Origin of the sequence: Pseudomonas sp. 10C3 (assembly GCF_036346185.1) — a bacterium.
Taxonomy (GTDB): domain Bacteria; phylum Pseudomonadota; class Gammaproteobacteria; order Pseudomonadales; family Pseudomonadaceae; genus Aquipseudomonas.
Genome location: NZ_JASJVE010000042.1, coordinates 1 through 23,408, shown reverse-complemented (window position 1 = coordinate 23,408; position 23,408 = coordinate 1). Strand labels below are relative to the sequence as shown.

The 23,408-nt window shown below is 45.4% G+C and carries 20 protein-coding genes; all 20 read left to right on the top strand.

Going from position 1 to position 23,408, the window contains the following annotated elements; all coding sequences use genetic code 11:
• Positions 1-442: 442 nt before the first annotated feature.
• The 20 genes from QN399_RS25400 to rfbC all read left to right on the top strand — a co-directional run bounded on the left by QN399_RS25400 (position 443) and on the right by rfbC (position 23,013).
• A complete protein-coding gene (locus QN399_RS25400) occupies positions 443-1,633 on the top strand; it encodes an outer membrane beta-barrel protein (RefSeq protein WP_322178753.1) in 1,191 nt (396 codons plus the stop codon).
• Between the two features lie 35 nt (positions 1,634-1,668).
• Positions 1,669-2,208, top strand: coding sequence for a polysaccharide biosynthesis/export family protein (locus QN399_RS25395; RefSeq protein ID WP_322178754.1), 540 nt, complete (start codon positions 1,669-1,671; stop codon positions 2,206-2,208).
• A 122-nt stretch (positions 2,209-2,330) separates the two neighbouring features.
• Positions 2,331-4,574 carry a polysaccharide biosynthesis tyrosine autokinase gene (locus QN399_RS25390; RefSeq protein WP_322178755.1) on the top strand — a complete coding sequence of 748 codons (2,244 nt, stop codon included), beginning with the start codon at positions 2,331-2,333 and terminating at the stop codon, positions 4,572-4,574.
• 136 nt (positions 4,575-4,710) lie between these two features.
• The gene (locus QN399_RS25385; protein WP_322178756.1) at positions 4,711-5,436 is read left to right on the top strand and encodes a CpsB/CapC family capsule biosynthesis tyrosine phosphatase; all 726 of its coding nucleotides are present in this window, start codon (positions 4,711-4,713) and stop codon (positions 5,434-5,436) included.
• A gap of 1,002 nt (positions 5,437-6,438) precedes the next feature.
• A complete protein-coding gene (locus tag QN399_RS25380; RefSeq protein WP_322178757.1) occupies positions 6,439-7,770 on the top strand; it encodes a UDP-glucose/GDP-mannose dehydrogenase family protein in 1,332 nt (443 codons plus the stop codon).
• Between the two features lie 98 nt (positions 7,771-7,868).
• Entirely contained in the window at positions 7,869-8,318 is a 450-nt protein-coding gene (locus tag QN399_RS25375) for a DapH/DapD/GlmU-related protein (RefSeq protein WP_322178758.1), read from the top strand.
• A complete protein-coding gene (locus tag QN399_RS25370) occupies positions 8,318-9,541 on the top strand; it encodes a hypothetical protein (RefSeq protein WP_322178759.1) in 1,224 nt (407 codons plus the stop codon). The genes QN399_RS25375 and QN399_RS25370 overlap by 1 nt, the downstream gene beginning before the upstream one ends.
• Positions 9,538-10,407: an endonuclease/exonuclease/phosphatase family protein gene (locus QN399_RS25365; RefSeq protein WP_322178760.1), complete on the top strand. Its 870-nt coding sequence runs from the start codon at positions 9,538-9,540 to the stop codon at positions 10,405-10,407. The genes QN399_RS25370 and QN399_RS25365 overlap by 4 nt, the downstream gene beginning before the upstream one ends.
• A 311-nt stretch (positions 10,408-10,718) precedes the next feature.
• On the top strand, positions 10,719-11,783 hold the full coding sequence (locus QN399_RS25360; protein ID WP_322178761.1) for an acyltransferase: 1,065 nt from the start codon (positions 10,719-10,721) through the stop codon (positions 11,781-11,783).
• Positions 11,784-11,853: 70 nt separating this feature from the next.
• Positions 11,854-12,780, top strand: coding sequence for a glycosyltransferase family 2 protein (locus tag QN399_RS25355; RefSeq protein ID WP_322178762.1), 927 nt, complete (start codon positions 11,854-11,856; stop codon positions 12,778-12,780).
• Positions 12,780-14,096, top strand: a complete 1,317-nt coding sequence (locus QN399_RS25350) for a glycosyltransferase (protein WP_322178763.1) — start codon at positions 12,780-12,782, stop codon at positions 14,094-14,096. The genes QN399_RS25355 and QN399_RS25350 overlap by 1 nt, the downstream gene beginning before the upstream one ends.
• Positions 14,093-14,575, top strand: a complete 483-nt coding sequence (locus tag QN399_RS26865) for a glycosyltransferase (protein WP_369125022.1) — start codon at positions 14,093-14,095, stop codon at positions 14,573-14,575. The genes QN399_RS25350 and QN399_RS26865 overlap by 4 nt, the downstream gene beginning before the upstream one ends.
• Positions 14,576-14,676: 101 nt before the next feature.
• Positions 14,677-15,786 (top strand): DegT/DnrJ/EryC1/StrS family aminotransferase, encoded by a 1,110-nt coding sequence (locus QN399_RS25345; protein ID WP_322178764.1) that lies wholly within the window; start codon positions 14,677-14,679, stop codon positions 15,784-15,786.
• Between the two features lie 32 nt (positions 15,787-15,818).
• Positions 15,819-16,367, top strand: coding sequence for an acyltransferase (locus QN399_RS25340; protein WP_322178765.1), 549 nt, complete (start codon positions 15,819-15,821; stop codon positions 16,365-16,367).
• Positions 16,368-16,422: 55 nt separating this feature from the next.
• Entirely contained in the window at positions 16,423-17,901 is a 1,479-nt protein-coding gene (locus QN399_RS25335) for an oligosaccharide flippase family protein (RefSeq protein ID WP_322178766.1), read from the top strand.
• Between the two features lie 17 nt (positions 17,902-17,918).
• Positions 17,919-18,833, top strand: coding sequence for a glycosyltransferase (locus QN399_RS25330; RefSeq protein ID WP_322178767.1), 915 nt, complete (start codon positions 17,919-17,921; stop codon positions 18,831-18,833).
• Between the two features lie 168 nt (positions 18,834-19,001).
• Positions 19,002-20,021, top strand: coding sequence for an acyltransferase (locus QN399_RS25325; RefSeq protein ID WP_322178768.1), 1,020 nt, complete (start codon positions 19,002-19,004; stop codon positions 20,019-20,021).
• Between the two features lie 41 nt (positions 20,022-20,062).
• On the top strand, positions 20,063-21,133 hold the full coding sequence (gene rfbB, locus QN399_RS25320) for a dTDP-glucose 4,6-dehydratase (RefSeq protein ID WP_322178769.1): 1,071 nt from the start codon (positions 20,063-20,065) through the stop codon (positions 21,131-21,133).
• Positions 21,134-21,562: 429 nt separating this feature from the next.
• Positions 21,563-22,471 (top strand): glucose-1-phosphate thymidylyltransferase RfbA, encoded by a 909-nt coding sequence (gene rfbA / locus QN399_RS25315; protein WP_323569434.1) that lies wholly within the window; start codon positions 21,563-21,565, stop codon positions 22,469-22,471.
• The gene (gene rfbC, locus QN399_RS25310) at positions 22,471-23,013 is read left to right on the top strand and encodes a dTDP-4-dehydrorhamnose 3,5-epimerase (RefSeq protein WP_322178771.1); all 543 of its coding nucleotides are present in this window, start codon (positions 22,471-22,473) and stop codon (positions 23,011-23,013) included. Before rfbA ends, rfbC begins: the two co-directional genes overlap by 1 nt.
• Positions 23,014-23,408: the final 395 nt, after the last annotated feature.

Sequence of the window (23,408 nt, the reverse complement as noted above, 5' to 3'; positions counted from 1 at the left end):
GTGGTTTACAGCGCGCAGGTGTGCAAACGAATGCAACCGAAGTGAATTCCATTACCTCCGTAAATAGTCACATATTGGATAAAGTGATCGTCAGGCTAGTCGGCAAACGTCGAGGATGTTGCAGCTATTATTGCCAGAGCGTTGAGCATAGATTTCGAAAGCATAGTTGCGACAGAACTGTTTCTCTGGATCAAACTGCTGCGTTACTGGTGTCGCTGCAAAAGTCATAATTAGGGTTAACGTCTTTGCGGTATGTGGGTAGTGTAGCAATTTGAGGGGCTTGCAATTGCTACACGGATAAGCGATTGATGTCGAAAGCGACTCTCTCCAGAATGCCAGACATTAGCCGTGGGTTGAATAAATATCGATGTCGGTGCTTCAGGTTGATACATAGTTTCCGGGTCTATTATCGAAATCACGAAGTAGTACGATGGAGTTATTTATGCACATTAAGTCTGCTAAATGTCTATTTGTGGCGGGGGTTTCAGCTGCGCTGTGCAACAGTGCCTGGGCACTTGATCCGCAAAGTATAAAATTATTTGAAGGGGTAATGTTTACCCCGAGTCTTAAAGTTGCTGAGAGGTATGATGATAACTTCAGGGCTGTTCAAAATGGTAAGCAGTCGTCGTGGATTACTGGGATAACGCCAACCTTCGTGCTGGATGCCGAAAATGCTAAGAGCGACTACATTCTGAGTTATTCAGCGGAAAGTAACATTTTTCATTCCAGCCCTTCGGCCGATCATACAGACCATCATTTAATGGCTGATGCAAACTATGAGTTCGATGCACATAATCGCCTACAGCTAGGTGCTGGCTACCATAGGGTTGAAGATACAGCGTCGCAAAATGTGAATAAATACAGCCTCGAGAATGATAAATTCAGCACTGCCAATGTCGGAGGACTTTATAGCTATGGGGTCCCGCAGAGTTCTCTTATGCAGGTCGATTTTTTCGGTAACTACGAGCAGCTTCGCTATCATAACAGTGGTGATCTGAGCTCTAGCCTAGAACGCAATACAACGTCGCTTGGTAGTATTTTCTATTATCGCGTGGGGCCCAAAACACGCGTACTGTTTGAAGCCAGAGATACCAATTACGATTATATTTCAAATACCGCTCTAAATAGCAATGATATTGGACTGCTTGGCGGCTTGGTTTGGGATGTCTCAGCAAAAATATCTGGTACTTTCAAGTTCGGTGCGGAGCGCAAACGCTTCGACGATTCCAGTCTTAGTCCTAGAAGCGGTTCTCTTTGGGAAGCGTTAGTCAGCTGGCATCCGGGCATTTACTCCACGTTCAACCTGTCGACTCTCAGAGCCATACAAGAGAACGATGATAGCAACGTCACTGTCGCTGCATCGTCTATTGAGACTAAACGCACAAGACTGGAGTGGAAAAATCAGTGGCTTGATAGGCTGACATCCGAGGTGAGCTACAGCTACATTGAAAAGCAATACCAAGATGTCAGTCGCAGCGACCAAGAGTCCAATTTTGGGCTGGGTTTGACTTATGAAATGCGTCGTTGGCTGGATGTAGGGGTTGGCTACCAATTACTGAAAAATGATTCCAGCCTCTGGGGCAAAAGCTACGAGCGCAATATTTTCTCAATCAGCTTCACCGCCAGCCTCTAAGACAATAAGCGTGCTATTCAAGAGTAAATACGTACATGGCCATTCATAGGTTTTTCATTCTGTTGCTGGGAATGCTGGTGTTGCACTGCGGTTTTACGTTTGCTGAAGGAACACCCCAGTACCAGCTGGCATCTGGAGATGTTATTAGCATCCATGTTTTTGGCGAAAAGGATTTGAGCTTTGACGAAGTACGGCTGACTGGAACGGGCACATTTTCCTATCCCTTCATTGGCGAAATCAGGGCCCAAGGAAAAACCACCACCAATATCGAACAGATGATTATCGACAAGCTTAAGGGTGACTATCTCGTTGATCCGCGGGTTACAGTCAGCGTATTGAAGTACCGCGAATTTTTTATCAGCGGCGAGGTAAAGGTCCCGGGTGGCTACCAATTCCAGCCTGGTCTGACGCTCCGTCGTGCGGTGGCTCTGGCGGGCGGGCTAACAGAACGGGCATCTACCAACCGCATAAGTATCATTCGTGATACGGGTATGGATCGTAAAACTGAAAGCGCCAGTCTTGACACTTCTGTCATGCCCGGGGACAGCATCATCATTGATTCAGGGTTTTTCTAAGGCGCTGTCGCTAATTAGGGAACTACGCAGTGCTTTAAATCAACGGAGCCCTGCGCAGAACTGGCCACCCTTGAGGTGCGTACCAGAGTTTTCTCATATACAACTTCAGAGTTTCTCCATACATGAAAAGTAAAAGCCAGCTTATCGAGCACAATCAGATTGCCCAAGGTCTGGAGGACGACGAGAAGCCTATGGACATGGTCAAGCTGCTCATGGCTGTATGGCATCGCAAATGGAGTATCCTTAGCCTGGGCCTGATTGTCAGCTTGGCGACCAGCTTGGTGGTACTAGTTCAGACGCCAACGTACCATGCAGCCGCCACCCTGCTGATTCAGCAAAAAAACACCAAAGTGGTATCTATCGAGCAGATCTATGGTGTGGACGGTGCTGGCCTTGGCTTTTTAGAGACTCAACTGGAACTGCTCAAGTCGCGTTTTCTCGCCGAGCGGGTAGTGCGTGAGTTGGACCTAACTCATAATCCATTGTTCGACCCGCGCCAGCAGCAAAAAACACTGCTAGATTTCCGTGGCTTGCTGGGCAAGCTGGATTTTCGTACTTTATTACATCTAAGCTCGTCAGACGGTCAGGTTGCGCCCCGCCAGACCGCAGTCTTGGATGCTACACCAGAGCAAATCTTCGATGGTGTAACCCAGGCCTTTCGCAAGGGGATTGTCGTCTCACCTCAAGGGCGAAGTCAGTTAGTGACCATTGAAGTGGATATGGCCGATCCGCTTATCGCTGCTCGCGCCGCTAATGCCCTAGCCAATGGTTTTATCGAAGATCAATTGGAAGCAAATACCCGGGCGTCCACGTCGGCGACAGGTTGGATGAACAACCGTCTAGGTGAGTTACGCATTCAGTTGAAGAGTTCTGAACAGCGTTTACAGGACTATCGAGAATCCGAAAATTTGGTTGATATGGGCGGGGTAGGCACTATCAGCGCAAACGAACTCTCCTTGACTGGCGAGCGGATGATTAATGCCAGGAGCCAGCGCGCCGAAGCCGAAAGCCAGTGGCGCCAGGTGCAAGTCATGGGAAATAATTGGGAACGCTTAGCGAGTGTGCCTGCTGTACTTGGTCATCCGCTGATTCAGCAGTTCAAGGCTGAACAGGCTCGCGCGCAGGCTAAGGTAGATGAGTTGTCGCGTCGATATGGCGACCGCCACCCAGCTATGGATGCTGCGCGTTCAGACCTAAATGCCGCTAATGCAAGTTTGCGTGGACAAGTCCAGCAGGTGGTTGCCGGTATCGAGCGCAACTATCAACTGGCGTTGACCAACCAGAACTCCCTGCAAAGCTCATTCAATGAAAATCGTACTGCTATTCAGGGCATCTCCCGGAAAGAATTCAAATTGCGTGAACTACAACGAGAGGTGGATGACAATCGGGCGCTTTACGACACGTTTATGAATCGTCTTAAGGAGGCCGACGCTATATCAGACCTGGACAGCGCGAATGCTCGAATAGTAGATCAGGCCGTGGTACCCACCGAGCCAATCAAACCAAGAAAATCTCTGATAGTCGTGATCGCAGCTTTGCTTTCTCTTTGTGCTGGTGCTGGCTTGGTCATAATCCTAGAGTTGCTGAACAATACTTTCAAAAGTAGGGAGCAGGTGGAAAGCCAGCTGAATATTCCGGTGTTGGGGATTTTGCCACTTCTCAAGTCGTTCACTCGCATTGATATGGCTCGGATGTTCCACAGTGACAAAGATAAGGGCTTTTCTGAGTCAGTCCGAACAATCCGTACCAGCATTGTACTGGCCGGTAGCGAACACGGACGCAAGGTGCTGCTTGTCACTTCTGCTATTCCGGACGAAGGTAAGAGCACGGTGGCAATAAATTTAGCCTACGCCTTTGGTAGCTTGGAAAAAGTGCTATTGATCGATGCTGATCTGCGTCGCCCGAGCGTGGCCAAGAACTTTGAGTTCGCCGTTGGTACGCCTGGCTTGGCTAACCTGATTGCTGGTACTGCTAGCAGGGAAGAGTGCATCAAGGTTGTGGACGGTATAGACGTTCTCTGCGCAGGTACAGTGCCACCAAATCCGCTGGAGTTGCTGTCTTCTTCGCATTTCGATAAGACGATTGAAGACCTCATGAGTGGCTATGATCGCATTATTATCGACTCGCCTCCGACCCAAGCGGTAATTGACGCTATGGTCCTATCGACCTACGTCGATGCCGTTATCTATGTTGTCAAGTACGCTTCAACTTCGATTTCGTTGGTAGAGAAAGGCATCGGTCAACTGCTGCAGAACAACGCGCCCGTTACCGGGATAGTGCTCAGTCAGGTCGATATCAAAAAATCTGAAAAATATGGATATATAAATGAAGGGCATTACTACGACTACAGTAGCGATATTACATAAATTCGGTCTTTGGGTTGTTTCGATCTGACAGATTAATGCGGAAAATAATATACGTATTTTATGATGGTCAGCCGTAAATACTCATGAGCGGCGGTGTTAAACTTCTCCTGCTAACGTGCTAGGAATTGAGTATGCGATGATCGATTTGCATAACCATCTACTCCCCGGTATCGACGACGGGGCGCCTGATCTTGAAACAGCGCTGGCACTTGCACAGATTGCGGTATCGGATGGAGTAACCCATATGGTTTGCACGCCACATATGCACCCGGGTCGTTACTCCAACAGTTTAGAGAGTATTGAGGCGTCGAAGAGTTCATTCGTGAATGGCCTCAAGAAGGCGCATATAAAACTGCGGGTAGCGACAGCAGCAGAAGTTCGTTTTGGAATAGAATTGACTATTGGTATAAACCTCAACGCTGTCCCTTTTCTGGGTGATTTTGAGGGGCGTCGTGTGTTATTACTGGAACTTCCACATGGCGAAATACCCTTTGGCGCAGAGCGGATGATTGATTGGCTTGTAAAACGAAATATCACACCGATGCTGGCTCATCCCGAGCGCAATAAAGGCATTTTGCGAACTCCTAGTAGGCTCAAGGGGTTTGTACAGCAGGGCTGCCTGCTACAGGTTACCGCTGGAGCGGTAACCGGTCACTTTGGCCCCACTGTTCAGACATTTGTCCATACACTGCTGAAAGCGGATATGGTGAGCATTATGGCAAGCGATGCGCACAACTTACAGCACCGTCCTCCATTGCTGTATGAGGGGATGCACCAAGTCGCCCAGATAATTGGTGATACTAAAGCCCATGATTTGGTATGTGCTACACCGTGGGCTATCGCTCAGTCGCTTTTTTTGTAAGAGTTTTATTTCTGCGTAGGTTGCGCAAAAGCGTAGCGTGTGATGCCTTGCATCAAAAAAATAGCGTCGGTGGTATTAATGTTTGACTTGTGTTTGGGAGGCATGCTTGGCAGACGCATGATGATGGTTTAGTCGGCTTTAAAGGAATGGCTTGCCTTAACTAGTGTGCTATCTCGAAATAAACGTTCCCGTGAGGCGGTCATATCCATCTGATTTTTATGAAGAAAAGCCAAGATGAAAAATGACTTTATTCTGACACTGCACACTAGCGGGCCCAGACCATTTGCGCATATTATTCACGGCTTGGCAGATAGGCCATTGCGCAGCATTAGAGGCCGTACGCTGATACCCTGATATGTATAGCCCTCTAGGCAGCATCCAAAGCTGGAAAAAATATTCCGTGTTTCTATAGGCGGCTGTAGATAGCGCCTACGCGCAATGCTGGGTTAGTGGAATTTAGTACCGTGCTGCTAGTGCGAGCCAACCGATCCGAAATCGCATGCTTTGCTCACAGAAAACGCAGTTTTCAGGCGTTCGACCATCCCGTAAGCATGACGATGTTTCTAGGTTTATGGGTATCTAGGTTGAGCGCGAGTTGGCAGAGAGCGATGTGGTGCCAGGTTTAGCTCAGATAGACCTAGCGCCACGTAACCTTTGCATCAGCCGGGCCCTATTCATTGTACGCAGCCATAGATCCAGGAGGTTATCAAACGGTCGAAATTGATTGGACAGCTAGCGCATTGTACAACAGAAGCCCCCTTAAACAGTGTTGCAACGTATATCTCTAAAGCAAGCAGGCGGCGTCCCACGTAAGACGGGAGCAATACCGCTTTCGCGGTACTGTGAAAATTTAGTGTTACACGTTCAAATATGTTTATCTTCTAGATCATAGACTGTGCAGCCAAGAGTATTGCATATCATTTGATCATGCGGCTTTCTTTATAAATCTAGCTTCAGATATCCCATGTGTTGCTGCGCGCACCACGCTCAAAGGAAATTGACATGAGAGTTACTGTTTTCGGCATTGGTTATGTAGGCCTAGTCCAGGGTGCTGTGCTGGCGGAAGTAGGCCATGATGTTGTGTGCGTGGATGTCGATGGTGATAAGGTTGAACGCCTCAAGCGTGGAATCATTCCTATATACGAACCAGGCGTGGAAGCCTTGGTCAAAGAAAATCTCGCCAGTGGCCGCCTGTGTTTCACCACCGATGCTGCGGCAGGGGTAGCCCATGGCGAAGTACAGTTTATTGCCGTAGGAACGCCGCCTGATGAGGATGGCTCTGCGGACCTAAAGTACGTACTAGCGGTGGCCGAGACCATAGGGCTTAACATGCAAGGACCGCAGATAATCATCAATAAGTCCACGGTACCTGTAGGCACTGCAGATAAAGTCGTTACCCGAGTAAAAGAGACTTTGAACCAACGCGGCCGCAACGATCTGAGTTTTGATGTGATCTCCAACCCGGAATTTCTCAAGGAAGGCTCTGCCGTGGCCGACTGCATGCGTCCAGACCGTATTGTCATAGGTACATCCAGTGCGGAAAGCGAAGCGTTGATGCGCGAGCTTTACGCGCCCTTCAATCGCAACCATGAAAAGATCATCGTCATGGATGTACGTAGCGCAGAGCTGACTAAGTATGCGGCCAATTGCATGCTCGCCACCAAGATTAGTTTTATGAACGAGCTGGCCAACTTGGCAGAAATACTAGGCGCCGACATCGAGATGGTTCGCCAGGGCATAGGCTCTGATCCGCGCATTGGCTACCATTTCATCTATGCTGGCGCTGGATACGGTGGATCCTGCTTTCCCAAGGATGTCCAGGCACTGATCCGCACTGCCGACAGCATTGACTTCGACGCAACGCTTTTGAAAGCGGTAGAGAGTCGCAATAATCAGCAGAAGACCACGTTGTTCAGCAAGATCCATAAGCATTTTGCCGGTGGCCTACATGGCAAGACCTTTGCCCTTTGGGGCCTTAGCTTTAAACCCAATACAGACGACATGCGCGAGGCAGCAAGCAGAGTTCTTATGGAAGCACTGTGGCACGCCGGCGCGAGGGTTCAGGCTTTCGATCCGGAGGCTATGGAAGAAACTCAGCGTATTTATGGCAACCGCGATGACCTTAGACTATGTGGTACCAAGGAGTCGGCGCTACTTGGCGCTGATGCGCTAGTCATAGTTACCGACTGGTCTGCGTTCAAAGCTCCGGACTTCGATGTGATCAAAACGTTGCTCAAGACGCCCATCATCTTTGATGGAAGAAACTTATTCGATCCACATAAAATGGCTGAGAAAGGACTCGGTTATTATTCGGTGGGGCGCAAGAAATTATAGCCGTCTGATATAAAATTTTGATATTGAGAAGTCTTGTTCATAGATATATATATATATATCTATCTATGGCTTCGCTGGAAAAATAGGCGGATTAAAAAATGAAGCGAAAAATTGCATGGTTTTATCATGTGACATTCAGGCACTGGATACTGAGCTTGCGAGTTAAATATCTAAACACCCTGTATGGCATGCATATCGCATCGGATGCTCGCATATCGTTAAAGGCAAAGCTTGATCTGACCAATCCCAAAGGGATTTATATAGGCTCAGGCTCTTACATTGCTTTTGGTGCTGTTATTTTGACCCATGACATGTGCCGCAACAAAAATGCGTCAGTACGCATAGGCAAGAACTGCTTTGTCGGTGGTAATGCGATTATCATGCCCGGAGTTGAAATTGGTGACTCGGTCATTATTGGCTCAGGGTCAGTAGTTACTCGCTCGGTGGGTAGCAATGTGGTGGTTGCAGGGAATCCGGCTAAGATTATAAAAACGGATATCAAAACAGGTAAGCTAGGCATCCTAAAAAAAACTGAAGAAGCTTTTTAATGAAAAGGATACGTGCGAAAGCACCGCTAATCTGTTTAGTCTATATATTGCTTATATTTATACCGGCTGAACTTAACTGGTTAATAGGACCGGTCAGGATTGAAGCCTATAGGTTGTTTTTGATAGCAGCTGCGCTTCTTTTAGCTTCGAAAATGATGAATCATAAATACGACCGAAAAGAGTTGGCGCTGGTGATTTTTTGCGGTTTGTCTGCCATAAGTTATATATATGTCCATAATGCGGCGGGTGTGCAATCCGCACTTATTCTAATATTGGAAGTGTTTGTCAGCTATTGGATAGGGCTGCAAGTTGGCGGGAATATCCATAAGCTCCGCGGATGCATTACGCTGATTATGACGATGTTTTTATTGCTGGTGCCTTTCGCGATAGTAGAATCGCTGAGTGGGTATCGTTCTCTTCATGTATTATTTGCAACGATAGCAGATACAAAAGTAGATGCGTACTTAGGTGAATCTTACTTCAGGCATGGATTACACCGAGCAGGCACTGTGTTCGCTCACCCTATTTTGTACTCTGTCATATCCGTGATGTACATTGGCCTGTTGTTCAGGTTATACAATCTGCCTTTGATAGTTCTATTTTGTTTTGCGATATTGACTGCCATAATTACGTCCGTGACTTCGGCAGGTTTGTTGATGTTGTTGATGTTGTTGGTGCTGTTTTTGATGCAGAAGAGTACTCGGTATTTTCCAAGTGTCTTTAAGTTGGCAGTCATTCTGAGCGGGTTCATTTTTATATTTTTATCCTTTGCTTCAAATCAGGGGCCGATCCAATTACTGATACAACTAACGTCGCTCAACACAGACACTGCATTTGCTCGTTATATGCAATGGCAATTTGCCTCAATGGAGGTGTTAAGAAACCCAATATTTGGAATAGGGTTTAATGAGTGGGCTCGGCCATACTGGATGGCGGCCAGTATTGATAGCTATTGGTTAACGGTTATGTTGAAAAGTGGGATTCCGGCATTGATTGCGTTGTCGGTTTTTTTTATACTTTCACTCAAAGCCTATTGGCAGGCGTTTCAGGTTACACGTGAGTGGTTGTATTTTTGTTTTTTTATAGCTATCTGTTCTTTCATATTGGGTGCGTTCACTGTCGATTATTTTGATCGTGCACAGTTGATGCTGTACTTGACCATGGGGTTCTTCAACTCATTTGTCTCCAAAAAATCGACGGAGACAGGAAAGTTGAACATATGATGGAAAATTCGTTATGGATGGCGTTTCTAAATTTACTGATGGAGCAGATATGGGCGATTATATTTTTTTTCGCCGCTGGCATTAGTTTGGCCCGTGGCAGGTATAAAAAAACAGCAGTCTGGTTGTTAGGGATGGGGAGCGCTTATGTAGTCAATATGAGCGGATTTTTATCGCCGATATTAAAACCTGTCCAAGCGGGATCAATAACAGACATTAGTGTGGTGTCTGTTTCCGTGCGCAGCAGTAATCCTCAGGTTGGGATGCTGTTGGCCGAGATGCTAAAAGGGGGTTACGACATAGTTGCTGTGCAGGAATTGCAGGATCAGAAGTTAATGTTAGATGTATTGAAAAATTACCCGGGTTATTTCTGTTATTATCAGCCTGGAAAGTCGACAGTCGTCCTAAGTCGATTTCCTGCAGTTGAAAGTATTCATCTAAAAAATGTGCAGCGGGTAACATTGCAGATTGATCCTGATAATACACTTCAAGTCTATAATCTACATGCGCCCAAATACTCAAGTAATCTAGCTCTGTACAATAAATTTTTTGCTGGCGTTTTTCAAAGTATAGAAAACAATCAACAAGGGAAAATCGTAATAGCTGGTGATTTTAACTCGACTCAGAATAACTATTGGCGCGGTAAGTTACCTAGCCTCAACTTTAGTAGCGCTCTGCATGACGCGGGGAGTGGTTGGCTAGCAACGTTCCCTACAAAATACAGGAGCTATGGATTTCTTTTTCCTTTTGTGTCTATCGATGATATTTATGTGAAAAACATGAAGTTGATAAGTGGTGACGTTCTGGGTAAGTACTATGGCAGCGATCATCACCCCGTGCATGCCATGTTACGCACTAAACTAGATTGATGTGTAATGCTGGCTTTGACTGTCGAGTAGTAGAACATCGACCTTGTCTGTAGCCGGTAGATGCAGACCGTATATGCCGTATATTCAATAATATAAAATGATCCGCATGTGAGCTGCGCGGCATAACTATAAGTGATCCGGTTTTCGTAGTAGGCACTAGTTCAAACCGTGCTTGTATGTTTCCAAATAATTCATTGAGCCGCTGTATGAAGGCACAAATTCATACCGATAAACACTAAATTCTACGTACTGTGCTTTTTTGCAGACGTCAGGAGATGTGCCTGTTATCGGACAATATCCAGGATATTATAATGGGCAGCATTAATATCGCACCAGGTACCGACAATAATTTCAATCTTATACGCATGCTCGCGGCCTGCTCGGTAGTCTTTAGTCATAGTTATGTATTGGTTTCTGGTGACCCAGCGTCAGAGCCGCTAACTTACGTATTGGGTATCAGTCTTGGACATCTAGCGGTGGATGTTTTCTTTATAGCCAGTGGTTTCCTAATCTCGGGTAGTTTGTTTCGGCGTAGCTCAATTCGGGAATTTCTTTGGGCTCGAGCGCTACGTGTATTTCCTGGACTGTGGGTCATGTTGTTACTCACAGTTTTAGTTTTTGGTCCGCTGGTAAGTGCGTTGCCTGGGCGTTATTATTTTTCGGAATGGGGGACGTGGAAGTATCTGATAAAAAATGCGATTTTAATTTTCAATGCCAGTTATTCATTGCCGGGGGTTTTTGAAAATATACCGTATTCATTTGCTGTTAATGGCTCCCTTTGGTCGTTGCCTATTGAAATTCGCATGTATTTATTGCTGGCGGTGCTTTGGTTTACGCTCGGATTGCTTAAGAGGCAAAGTACTGATCAATTGAAGTGGGTGGTCTGGATCATCGTAATTACGAGCATGGCGACACTGATGTATTACAATGCGCAGGGTGAGCAAATCAATCATAACGTTCGTTTGGCTGCAGTATTTTTTTGTGGCGTGTTACTCCAAATATATAAGAGTTTCATTAGGGTCTCCAGCAAGGTAGCGTTGTTGTTGTTCGCATTGTTAGTTGCCGCAGGGTGCTACTCTCAATCGTTATTTTTGATCGTGTACTATGTATCACTTCCTTATTTGATTATCTATATCGCATATTGTCAGGTGAGCTGGGTATCCAGGTTGAAAATGAAAGATGATATATCTTATGGGATTTACATCTATTCATTTCCAATACAGCAGCTATTGATTTTGAAGTTCGTAAATATTACACCGGGCATAATGTTCAGTGTTTCGTTGGCGTTGACGGCCCCTCTTGCTTTTGTTTCATGGCGATTAATAGAGGAGAAATGCATACAACTTAAGCGCAAGCCCAGTATTCAAACAGTTTAAGAAAATATTCGGCCACTGCACTGGGGGATATTCCCTCTATAAGGTGTAGCCATGCTGTGAGGGGATCGATATGCAACGAATTGATATTGTCAGCGTATGTTACAACTGTGGTGTTGATATCGCGCTGGTTATTGAAGATATCCGTAAAGGTTCTTATCCATTACATAAAATTCGTTTTATTGTGGTTGATAATGCTTCTGCTGATGACTCAGTTGAACGGTTGAGGGCCATTGAAGGCATCGACATGAAAATTATTGAGTCCGGTAATAATCTAGGTTTTGGCGCTGGCTGTAATCTAGCTATGGAGTATCTATCAGCACCTAAAACCTTGTTATTGAACCCTGATGTAAACCTCTATCCTGACAGTATCCGAAACTTACTGGAATTTTCGGTGCATCATTCCTATGCGCTGATCTGGGGGGGCCGAGCACTTGATGCTCAAGGCCTTGATGATGGCAAAGGCGCCTGGCGTGAACCAACGTTGCTTGGAATTGCCTGCTGGGCTCTATTTATTGATGTGCTTTTGAAGAAATTAGGGTGGTCGATACCGGACGGGTACAAACTGAAAGCCAAAGATAAGTATATTCAAGCCGATGCAATATCGGGCTGTTTCTTTCTGATTGATACTGGCCTATTGAAAAAACTGAATGGATTTGATCCGCGTTTTTTTATGTACAGTGAAGAAATAGATCTTTGCCGCCGCGCACGCGAAATGGGCGCCAAGCCATTATCGACCACAACAGCGAAAATTATACACCATGGCAGTCAGACGCTGAACAGTATCAATAAATTGAATTACCTCTATTACCATAAACTTAAGTACTCCCAAAAGTATTGGGGGAAGCATAAATTCAAAGTTGCCAAACTCTTGGTTCGTCTGGCAACTCATTTTCGGATTGTTATATTCTCCGCTTTAGCCGTATTTAAGTCGTCAACCATTTCAAAGAAACAGCTCTGGGTTGATTTTTTAAAAATACAGAAAGGTTGGAAGTTTTGATGAAGGTATCAACAGCTAATCGTCGGCCGGCAGTCATCATTCCTGCCTATAATGAAGAAGCAAATATAGGCACCTTGCTTGACGGTTTGACAGCAGCAAACTGGGAACAGGATTATCAAATTATTGTCAGTTGTAACGCCTGCACTGATCGTACGCTAGCTATTGCTCAGCAGTATGCAGGGGTGTTATGTCTGAGTAGCCGAGAACCTTCCAAGATAAACGCGTTAAATCTTGCCGATCAAGAGGCGTCCGGCTATCCGCGAATTTATGTCGATGCGGATGTTTTGATAAGCCACGCATCTATATTGACGCTTATAGAACGCCTTGCTATTGAGTCCGCGCCTGCACTTGTTGCGCCATTAGCCGTGACAAGGACCGTAGACTCATCGTTCAGTGTCAGGCATTATTATAAGGCATGGTCGAATAGTAAGTATTGCCTAGTTGATGGCTATGGCAGCGGCGTGTATGGTCTGAATCAGAGCGCTCGCTTATTATTTCATACGTTTCCTGCTGTTATTTCTGACGATGGATTTGTGCGGAGGATCATTGATAACCGTCATATAATTCGTGTGGTCGAAGCCAAATCCTATGTCCGAGCTCCGAGCAGTTTTAGCGAATTAATCAAAGTTAAGACGCGCAGTAAGCTAGGAAATATTCAGTTATCAGAAAGAAATAACGCTGTTGAGAATAAAAATACAACCGGCCCGGTATTTCAAAAAAAAATAGCACTGGTTAGTCGATTGATATACATGGCTGTGAATTTCACGGCCTTTATTTTGGCACGTAAAAACTACAAAAAAATAGCATCCTATAAATGGCAAAGGGATGAGTCTTCCCGAGGTAACGCAAAAATCAAGGGCGAAGAAAAAAAGAAAAAAATACTTGCCATATCGTCCAAAGGTGGACACTGGTTGCAACTGTTGCGTCTGCAGAGCGTGTGGGCGGACCAGGATGTATTTTTTGTCTGTAATGATCCGCAATTGCATCATCAGGTTGCGGGACATGAATTCTCTACTGTTATCGACGCCAGTATGGATAGCAGATCTCGGCTAATTATTCAGGGGATTCAGGTTTTCTGGATAGTGATGCGCATACGTCCTGACCTAGTGATTACAACGGGCGCGGCGCCAGGCTTCTTCGCAATTCTGTGGGGCAATCTTATAGGCGCTAAAACTGTTTGGGTCGACAGCATTGCTAATGCCGAAGAACTTTCCCTGGCAGGCAAAAAAGTCGGCAAATGGGCTGATATCTGGCTGACACAGTGGCCTGAACTTGCGCGGCCTGAAGGCCCGTATTTCGAGGGTCGGGTATTTTGATTCTGGTAACAGTAGGTACACAATTACCCTTCGATCGGCTGATCAAGAGAGTCGAGAGTTGGGCCATAAGCACTTGCCACAGTGATATTGTATTTCAGGTAGGCCTAAACGGTTACCGCCCTTTGATAGGGCGTGCTACTGAATTTATTCCACCCAAGGAATTGCATTGCCTTATTGACCGCGCTGAGCTTGTGGTAGCGCATGCTGGTATTGGCAGCATCATTTCCTGCCTTTCACTGGGCAAGCCCATTGTAATTATGCCTAGGGAGTTTCGCTTCGGCGAACATCGCAATGATCACCAAATAGCCACAGCGACGAAGCTTAGGCATATACCAGGCCTGTATGTTGCGGACAGTGATACCTCACTGTCCGATGTTATCGGAGCAGCCAGGCACGCGTCCTATAAGACTTCGCCTACGTCTTTTGCCTCCCAAGCAGATGACTCACTAATTAATTACATCCGGAAATTACTGATTTAAAGACTGTCCGAATAAAAAAAAGTTATCGGAAATATTAACTCCGTCTGAAATATCAGTTGCTAACGGGTGTCCAGTTGTCCGTCAAACATGGATATTTATACATGAGTGAAACTCCAGTTTATGTAACCCAGCCCTACATGCCGCCGATTGCCGAATTCATTCCTTATCTTGAACAGATATGGGATAATAAAATTCTAACAAATTGCGGACCAATGCATCAGCAGCTCGAAGAAGCGTTATGTGACTATCTTGGTGTTGAACATATTGCTCTGTTCAATAATGGCACTATTGCGCTGCTTACGGCGCTGCAGGCCTTGAGGATCACAGGGGAAGTTATTACTACTCCATATTCTTTTGTGGCTACTGCCCACTCTCTATTGTGGAACGGTATTAAGCCCGTGTTCGTGGATATCGATCCGCTCACCCTCAATCTTGATCCGGCAAAAATTGAGGCTGCTATTACTCCGCAGACTACGGCCATTATGCCGGTACATTGTTACGGTAACTCCTGCTCTGTAGAGGCTATCCAAAAAATCGCGGACAACTACAATTTGCGGGTTATCTATGATGGTGCTCACGCTTTTGGAGTGCGTGATCAGGGTGGAAGTATTCTGCGCCATGGCGATCTCTGTACGTTGAGTTTTCATGCCACTAAAGTGTTCAACACATTTGAAGGGGGGGCAATAGTTTGCCCGGATGCAAAAACTAAGCAAAGAATCAATAATTTAAAAAACTTTGGCATCGTTGATGAAGTCACAGTGGTAGCGCCTGGCATCAACGGAAAGATGAGTGAAATAAATGCGGCTTTTGGTCTCCTGCAATTGCAGCATATTGATCGAATTATGGTTCGGCGCCATGAAATTGACCAGATTTACCGAGAGCATTTGAAAAATATCAAAGGTATTAGGGTTGTAGAAACGATTGGACAAAAAACTGCTAATTACTCCTATTTCCCGATTCTAGTCGAGCCAGACTACCCGCTCAGTCGTGACGAATTGTATGAGCTAATGAAGGTTAAGAACATATTCACACGTCGCTATTTTTTTCCGCTAATTAGCGAGTTTCCTATGTATCGTGGCATGCCATCTGCAAAGCGTAACAATCTGCCTGTTGCTAACGAGATTTCCGGAAAGGTTTTATGTTTGCCAATATATCCCGCCATGACCAACGATGATCTCGCACGGATTATTAATGTAATAGAGAGAACATAATGGGACTCTTGAATAGACAGGAAATAGAGAGCATGGGATTTGCAAGTGTTGGTGCGAGTCCACAGCTTTCCGACAAAGCATCTTATTACAACTGCGCCAATATTATCATAGGTGACAATGTACGGATTGATGACTTTTGTGTGCTTTCGGCGGGCGCTGGTGGAATAGTGATCGGTAGCCATATTCATATTGCCGTATATAGTTTTTTAATCGGTGCCGGGAAAATCAGCTTGCATGACTTTAGCGGTCTTTCATCGAGAGTTTCAATTTATAGCAGTTGTGATGACTACAGTGGTTTAAGCATGACGAATCCGATGATTCCTAATGAGTTCACTAATGTTCATGATGCGGATGTTGTCGTTGGCCGACATGTGATTATTGGTGCGAGTAGTGTCCTTCTCCCTGGTGTAGTCCTTGATGAAGGCGTGGCCGTCGGGGCATTGAGTTTAGTATCTAAAAGCTGCAAAGCTTTTGGGGTGTACTCAGGCGTGCCGGCTAAACGCATCAAGGAGCGAAAAAGAGATGTACTGGAGTTAGAGCGACAGTTTCTCTTCAACGTGAATGAGAAGCTTAGTCAGTAATAGTATTTGTCTAAAGCGAGCGGCTATTACATTGTCACTAAAATTGAATATTATGGTGAATTACACTAGCCAGATCTATGTTGCACTAGTAGGTATTCTGGTTCTTCCTTTATATATTAAGCATATGGGAGCGGAAGCTTATGGTTTGGTAGCATTTTTCACCATGTTGCAAACCTGGTTTATTTTGCTCGATTTAGGGTTGACTCCAACGATCAGCCGTGAAACAGCGCGATATTATGGCGGCGCTATTACGGCACTTAGTTATCGTAAGCTCTTCCGTGCACTGAGCAGCGTTTTTTTGAGCGTGGCAGTATTGGGAGGCGGGTGCCTATGGTTTTTTTCTGAATTGTTGGCAACACGCTGGCTCCATGTGACTGACATTCCAATCAGTGAAGTAATATTAGCCATTCAAGTCATGATCTTCAGCGTTGCGTTACGCTGGGCGGGTGGTTTATATAAAGGTGCTATAACAGGTGCTGAGCAGCTTGTATGGCTTGGGGGATGCTATGCTTTTTTTGCAACCCTGAGATCAGTAACTGTTTTTATAAGTATGTATTTTTTTGGGTTTACTCCTGTTGTATTTTTCTTACATCAACTTATTGCCGTGTTGTTAGAGTTTTCTGTTCTGACTTGGAAGTGTTATACGTTATTGCCTAAAATAAAAAAAACGGAATCAATTGGTTGGTCATTCAAACCAATCATGCCGGTCCTAAAGTTTTCTTTAAGTGTAGCATTTACCTCGTTCGTCTGGTTATTGGTTACTCAAGCAGACAAAATGGTTTTATCCGGCGTGCTACCTTTGAATGAGTATGGTTATTTTTCTCTTGCTGTGGTGGTTGCTGGCGGGATACTACTTGTAAGCGGCCCGATCAGCAATATCATAATGCCGCGCATGGCAAGATTACATGCACAGAATCGGAGAAAAGAGTTACTAGAGCTATATTGTGCAGCGACGAAAATGGTTTGTTTGACCGCCGGTGTGACATCGCTGACTCTGACATTTGGCGCAGAATCGTTACTATATGCCTGGAGTGGCGATATAGTCACGGCCAATAAATCAGCGCCTATTTTAAAGCTATACGCGCTGGGCTATGGGTTGTTAGTAGTGGGTGCATTCCCTTATTATCTGCAATATGCGATTGGTAATTTGCGGTTGCATTTGATAGGCAATGCAGGAATGGCCTTGCTGCTGGTGCCAGTAATTTTTTATGTGGCATCACATTATGGTGCCATAGGTGCAGGTTGGGTCTGGATTGGTTTCAATTGTGCTTATCTGTTTATCTGGACTGCCTACGTACATCATAGACTTGCACCGGGCTTGCACAAAAACTGGCTTACGTTTGATGTGCTAATTATTTTGGTTCCGGTTTCTATAGGGCTATGGTTGGGCTCTTATATACTGCCATATAGCAATGATCGTATGAGCAGCTTTATAAATTTTTCGGTTTTGGGTCTTATTTCGTTTTCCATAGCCATACCGATTGCAGTTATTGCTTTTAAGAATGGGAAATTCTCTGCATTTAATAATCACTAAAAATACATGGTGCTTCAATGAATTCTGGAAAAAACAAGGTGCTACGATCTGAAAGCAAGATAATGGATGGGTGGGATAATAATAAGCCATTGGTCAGTGTTCTTTGTCTTACATATAATCACGCTTCCTTTATTGAAGACGCAATTTGCGGTTTTTTAAAACAATCAACTAAATATCCTTTTCAAATAGTTTTTCATGACGATGCGTCTACTGATAAGACGCAGGAATTGATTTTAGGTTACAAGAAAAAATACCCACGAATAATAAAGCTGGTATTTCAGGACGTTAACATTTATTCGTGCGCGGGCAATGTTCTTTCACATGGCATGACGTCTTGCGATGGTAAGTATATTGCTTTTTGTGAGGGCGATGACTATTGGGTTGATTCCACCAAACTCCAGGAACAAGTCGATTTTTTAGAGAATAACCTAACGTACTCCGTTGTTTATTCAGACTGTCAGCCGTTTGATGAGTTTGGGGATGTAGCGTTTGATTATCGGGGCGTCCGTAGAGACTTGTCTGCTGATCAGATGAAAGAATCACCGTCTATTTATACATTGACAAGTTGCTTTAGAAATATAATCACTGTGCCTCCAGAGGCCGCGATGGCTAAGTACGGAGATTTATTTATATGGTCTCTTTTAGGTCATCACGGCAAGGGTAAATACTTGCCTACTGAGCGGCCTAGTCGATATAGAGTACACAGTGCGGGTTTACATTCTAAATCGAGTCGGAGCGCAAGGGTAGATATGTCAATCTCTACTTATGCGGCTTTAATGTCATACTATAAGCGCGTTGGGAATAGTGAGTTGGCGAGCTTTTTTAGGAAAAAACTGTTGGATGTTTGTACTCGAGAGTGGATTAGATACCTCCCAGGAGGGGAAGCCATTTATTGGTTGCGAAGTAAAATGAGACTCATATTTAAAGATTAATTTTCGATGGGTAAGGTATGTATTTTCTTCTGATAATGGTGTTGGAATTGAACGGCATGCAAATATTCTGAAATAAAATACGACGCTCCATTAGAGCGGTATTTAGATCCGGTTGTCATAGAGTTTCAATGACAAATGTATTTGCCCCCGTTAGATTATTAGGCTCTCATGAAAATATTAGCGTTGACTCACTTTCGATTTACAGCAGCGATTATAGTCGTCATTTTTCACTTTGGTAGAGAATTGAACTATTTACCGGGTTTTCTTATTCGTGGTCCGGAGATGGTAACCTTCTTTTTTGTGCTCTCAGGGTTCGTATTGTCTATCGCTTATAAGGGTCGTATTTTTTCGTCTACAGAGTTTATGTTCAGCCGCATTACTCGTATTGCCCCTGCTTATTTTATGGCTTTGTCTTTAGTTGTTTTTTCGAGCTATATACAGGGTAAACTTTATACTTCTGATTTTTTGCTGAGTATTTTTTTTCTGCAATCATGGGTGCCCGGTTACGCTCTTGTATTAAATTCACCGGGCTGGTCGCTTTCGGTGGAAATGTTTTTTTATGTCTCGTTTCATTTTATATTCCATTTTGTGAATAGTAATGGGCGGTCCGTCTCTGTATTGTGTCTACAAAGTTTCGCTGTTTGGTTGGCTACTCAAGTGATCGGCGCAGTCATTCTGGATGGGGACTGGCGCGGTGATAATTTCTTAAGTTATTTTCCGCCGATGCATTTGCCAGGATTTATTCTAGGTATCGTAGGGGGTAAGTTATTTATAGAACAGCCGGCCTTTTTGAAACGGTTTAGGGGGCTTGGATTTGTAGTCGCATGCTTGCTTTTTTGTGCTGTTGTGTTGGAATACTGTCAGGTTATCAATGCATATGTAAATACAGCAAATGGTTTGCTTTCACCTGTTTTTCTATTGTTGATACTGGTGGTCGCAATTAACAATGATGAATTGGGTTTTCTTAAAAACAGGAAGATGATCTTGTTGGGCGAGGCGAGCTATGCATTGTACCTGTTTCAAGTTCCAGTGCATGGGGTTTTAAAGAGAACAGTGCTGCCTTTTATAGGTAATGATACGTTGAGTTTTTTATGTTATTTGGTGGTGTTGGTGCTGGTTTCTGTATCTGTGCATGTTTTTTTTGAAAAACCTGCTAATAGGTTTTTTAGGTCTCTTATTAAAAACTAAACAGTAGCGATACTAAAGTTTAGTCAACCGGTAGATAATAAATGAGCAAAAAAATCCTAATTACTGGCGGAGCAGGCTTTATTGGCTCGGCCCTAATACGGCATATTCTGCAGACCACTGATTGGCAAGTTGTTAATATTGACAATCTGACCTACGCAGGAAACCTTGAGTCTTTGGCTGCGGTGACCGGTTCCCCGCGTTACCTCTTTTATCAGGTTGATATTTGCAATGAGGCGGCACTTGACTGGATATTTTCCAGTTTTAAACCCGATGCGGTTATGCACTTGGCTGCCGAGAGTCATGTCGACCGTTCTATCGATGGTCCTGCGGCGTTTATCCAGACTAATATTGTAGGTACCTATAGCCTTTTGGAAGCGACCAGACGTTACTGGAACGCATTGCCGTTAGCTGAGCAGCCCACCTTTCGCTTTCAGCATATTTCCACAGATGAGGTTTTCGGTGACCTACAGGGGGCTGATGATCTGTTTACGGAAAGCACACCATACGCGCCCAGTTCACCTTATTCTGCGTCCAAGGCCAGCTCCGATCATTTGGTGCGTGCCTGGTATCGAACCTATGGCTTGCCAGTATTAATCAGTAATTGCTCGAATAACTATGGGCCCTACCACTTCCCAGAGAAGCTAATCCCCCACATTATTCTCAACGCTTTGGCGGGCAAGCCACTACCGGTTTACGGTGATGGCTCGCAGATTCGCGACTGGTTGTATGTGGATGACCATGCCCGGGCATTAGCTTTGGTGTTGAGCAAGGGAGGAGTAGGTGAGACCTACAATATAGGTGGACATAACGAGAAGCCCAATCTTCAGGTGGTAGAGACAATCTGCGCGTTACTGGATGAGTTTGTGCCTCTGAGTGCCGATGGCGGCACGTCACGCACTTATAAAGAGCTGATAAGTTTCGTCAAGGATAGGCCCGGCCATGATAGGCGCTATGCGATAGATGCGTCGAAAATCCAGCACGAACTGGGTTGGATGCCGCTGGAAACTTTTGAGAGCGGTATTCGGAAGACAGTGCGGTGGTATCTGGAAAACCCTCAGTGGTGGCATCGCGTACTCAACGGTGAATACCAGTTGGGCCGAATTGGCGATTAATGTGCATGCAGTCATGGGAACTTTGAAAAGAGTTTAATTATTTCCTTGGCTGCGGGAGGCTGATTGCTACTCACCGATACTGTTGTCGATATCTCGCTGCCGTGCTGTGCGCTGTCTATGGTTCGCGATGACTAGGATTTGGGCCGTTATCGCTTTGCGATTATAGATAAATCATATTTGTCTACCGTGCATGTCTTGTTTTTAAACGTGATCAGTATTTGTAGTGGCCTAATGAGGCTATGAGGATCAAGTGGTTCGATGTCTAAATGGTTTTCATGTTCGGTAGTTTAATTTATAAGTTTGTTTCTGTGTCGGACGTCTTTTGAGTTTCTACTAAGATATAGTATTAAGTTCTATAGTAGTAGAGGCCTGGTTCGTATTCCTCTCACCCTGCTGACGTCGGTTTTTTTATAATTATTGGAGCATGCTATGACCTGCCTTATTTCCAGTGTTGTCACGCCTCGCAAGGGTATCATCCTCGCAGGCGGTTCGGGCAGCCGACTTCATCCAATTACTCGCGGTGTCTCCAAGCAACTACTGCCTGTATATGATAAACCCATGATCTATTATCCCTTGTCGGTGCTGATGTTGGCGGGTATTCGCGAAGTGCTGATTATTTCTACGCCGGAAGATTTACCCAACTTTCGAAAGTTACTGGGTGATGGCTCCGAATTTGGTATTGAGCTTAGCTATGCCGAGCAGCCCTCGCCGGATGGCTTGGCCCAAGCCTTTCTCATCGGTGAGGCTTTTATAGGTAATAGTGATGTGTGTTTGATTCTAGGCGATAACATATTCTATGGTTACGGGTTCAGCGCCATGCTGCTAAAAGCTGCTAATAGTCAATGCGGCGCGACAGTGTTCGGCTATCATGTCAGCGATCCAGAGCGTTTTGGCGTGGTCGAGTTTGATGCTGAGGGTAAGGCGCTTTCCATTGAGGAAAAACCACTTCAGCCTAAGTCAAGCTACGCGGTTACAGGGTTGTATTTTTACGATAATGCCGTGGTGGAGCTGGCCCGACAAGTGAAACCATCTGCACGTGGAGAACTGGAAATTACCGATTTGAATAATGCCTATCTGCTGCGCGGTCAATTGCAGGTGAGTCTGCTGGGACGCGGTTTTGCTTGGCTGGATACAGGGACCCATGATTCGCTTATGGAGGCCAGTCAGTTCGTGCATACCATCGAGGCCCGTCAGGGGTTGAAGGTGGCCTGTTTGGAGGAGATCGCTTTTAACCAAGGCTGGCTCAGCGCAGAACAACTAGCTATCCAGGCTCAAGCCTTGAGCAAGACAGGCTATGGACAGTATCTGCAACGCTTGCTCATTGAGGACGTTGTGTAATGAAAGTGATCGAAACGGTGTTACCGGGTGTTTTGATCATTGAGCCCAGAGTATTTGGCGATCATCGTGGTTTTTTCATCGAGACTTTTCAGACTGAGCGATATCGCGAGATTGGTATCGAGTTGCCGTTCGTGCAGGACAATTACTCACGCTCGCCGCGAGGTGTTTTGCGTGGTTTACATTTCCAGCGTTCGCGGCCTCAGGGTAAGCTGGTGGGTGTTAGCCGCGGCGCGGTGTATGACGTGGTGGTGGACATCCAGCCGGGTTCTCCAACCTGCGGACAGTTTGTTGGCGTTGAATTGAATGATGAGAATCATAGGCAGATGTGGATTCCCCCGGGCTATGCCCATGGCTTCTGTGTGCTCAGCGAGGTGGCAGATTTTCAGTACAAATGCACTGATCTGTATTTTCCTGATGATGAGGGTGGGCTTCTATGGTGCGATCCCGACCTGAAGATTCCATGGCCGGTGGGCGAGCTGCAATTGTCAGCCAAGGACCAGCACTACCCCCGCTTGCGTGACTTGTTGATGGGAGTTGGGTAAAACGGGTAGTACTTGGGGATTTGCCGGCATGGTGCGGCTTAGGAAATGGAGGATCACGCAGTGTCCTCGATAGCTTGGGATCACCGAATAGACAAAAGCGCCGTTCAGAACTGGATTCGGCGGACACTACTGAGCTTGTGGGATCTGCTCTCTACGGAAACTCCAAGTAACTTCGGCCTGCCATGGAATTAGTCATTTAAAGCTCGGGCTATTGCGTTCTCTTTCGTATATTTTATGCCAAGTGACGAGTGAGCAGGCTTTCAGCCTTGCTTCATATTTATCAGACGCACTTAGCCCATACCCGTTAAACATTTTCGTGCCTGAATTCAACACATAAGTGCAACGCTCACCCCCGCATAGACTTCATACGGTGTCTTCCAGCCCAGGCGTTTGCG

What these genes read in the sequence shown, in the direction of transcription:
- rfbB (WP_322178769.1), top strand. Translation starts at nt 20,063, where the DNA reads ATGAGCAAAAAAATCCTAATTACTGGCGGAGCAGGCTTTATTGGCTCG.
- QN399_RS25355 (WP_322178762.1), top strand. Translation starts at nt 11,854, where the DNA reads ATGCAACGAATTGATATTGTCAGCGTATGTTACAACTGTGGTGTTGAT.
- QN399_RS25375 (WP_322178758.1), top strand. Translation starts at nt 7,869, where the DNA reads ATGAAGCGAAAAATTGCATGGTTTTATCATGTGACATTCAGGCACTGG.
- rfbC (WP_322178771.1), top strand. Translation starts at nt 22,471, where the DNA reads ATGAAAGTGATCGAAACGGTGTTACCGGGTGTTTTGATCATTGAGCCC.
- QN399_RS25345 (WP_322178764.1), top strand. Translation starts at nt 14,677, where the DNA reads ATGAGTGAAACTCCAGTTTATGTAACCCAGCCCTACATGCCGCCGATT.
- QN399_RS25395 (WP_322178754.1), top strand. Translation starts at nt 1,669, where the DNA reads ATGGCCATTCATAGGTTTTTCATTCTGTTGCTGGGAATGCTGGTGTTG.
- QN399_RS25350 (WP_322178763.1), top strand. Translation starts at nt 12,780, where the DNA reads ATGAAGGTATCAACAGCTAATCGTCGGCCGGCAGTCATCATTCCTGCC.
- QN399_RS25340 (WP_322178765.1), top strand. Translation starts at nt 15,819, where the DNA reads ATGGGATTTGCAAGTGTTGGTGCGAGTCCACAGCTTTCCGACAAAGCA.
- QN399_RS25380 (WP_322178757.1), top strand. Translation starts at nt 6,439, where the DNA reads ATGAGAGTTACTGTTTTCGGCATTGGTTATGTAGGCCTAGTCCAGGGT.
- QN399_RS25330 (WP_322178767.1), top strand. Translation starts at nt 17,919, where the DNA reads ATGAATTCTGGAAAAAACAAGGTGCTACGATCTGAAAGCAAGATAATG.
- QN399_RS25370 (WP_322178759.1), top strand. Translation starts at nt 8,318, where the DNA reads ATGAAAAGGATACGTGCGAAAGCACCGCTAATCTGTTTAGTCTATATA.
- rfbA (WP_323569434.1), top strand. Translation starts at nt 21,563, where the DNA reads ATGACCTGCCTTATTTCCAGTGTTGTCACGCCTCGCAAGGGTATCATC.
- QN399_RS25325 (WP_322178768.1), top strand. Translation starts at nt 19,002, where the DNA reads ATGAAAATATTAGCGTTGACTCACTTTCGATTTACAGCAGCGATTATA.
- QN399_RS25360 (WP_322178761.1), top strand. Translation starts at nt 10,719, where the DNA reads ATGGGCAGCATTAATATCGCACCAGGTACCGACAATAATTTCAATCTT.
- QN399_RS25385 (WP_322178756.1), top strand. Translation starts at nt 4,711, where the DNA reads ATGATCGATTTGCATAACCATCTACTCCCCGGTATCGACGACGGGGCG.
- QN399_RS25390 (WP_322178755.1), top strand. Translation starts at nt 2,331, where the DNA reads ATGAAAAGTAAAAGCCAGCTTATCGAGCACAATCAGATTGCCCAAGGT.
- QN399_RS25365 (WP_322178760.1), top strand. Translation starts at nt 9,538, where the DNA reads ATGATGGAAAATTCGTTATGGATGGCGTTTCTAAATTTACTGATGGAG.
- QN399_RS25400 (WP_322178753.1), top strand. Translation starts at nt 443, where the DNA reads ATGCACATTAAGTCTGCTAAATGTCTATTTGTGGCGGGGGTTTCAGCT.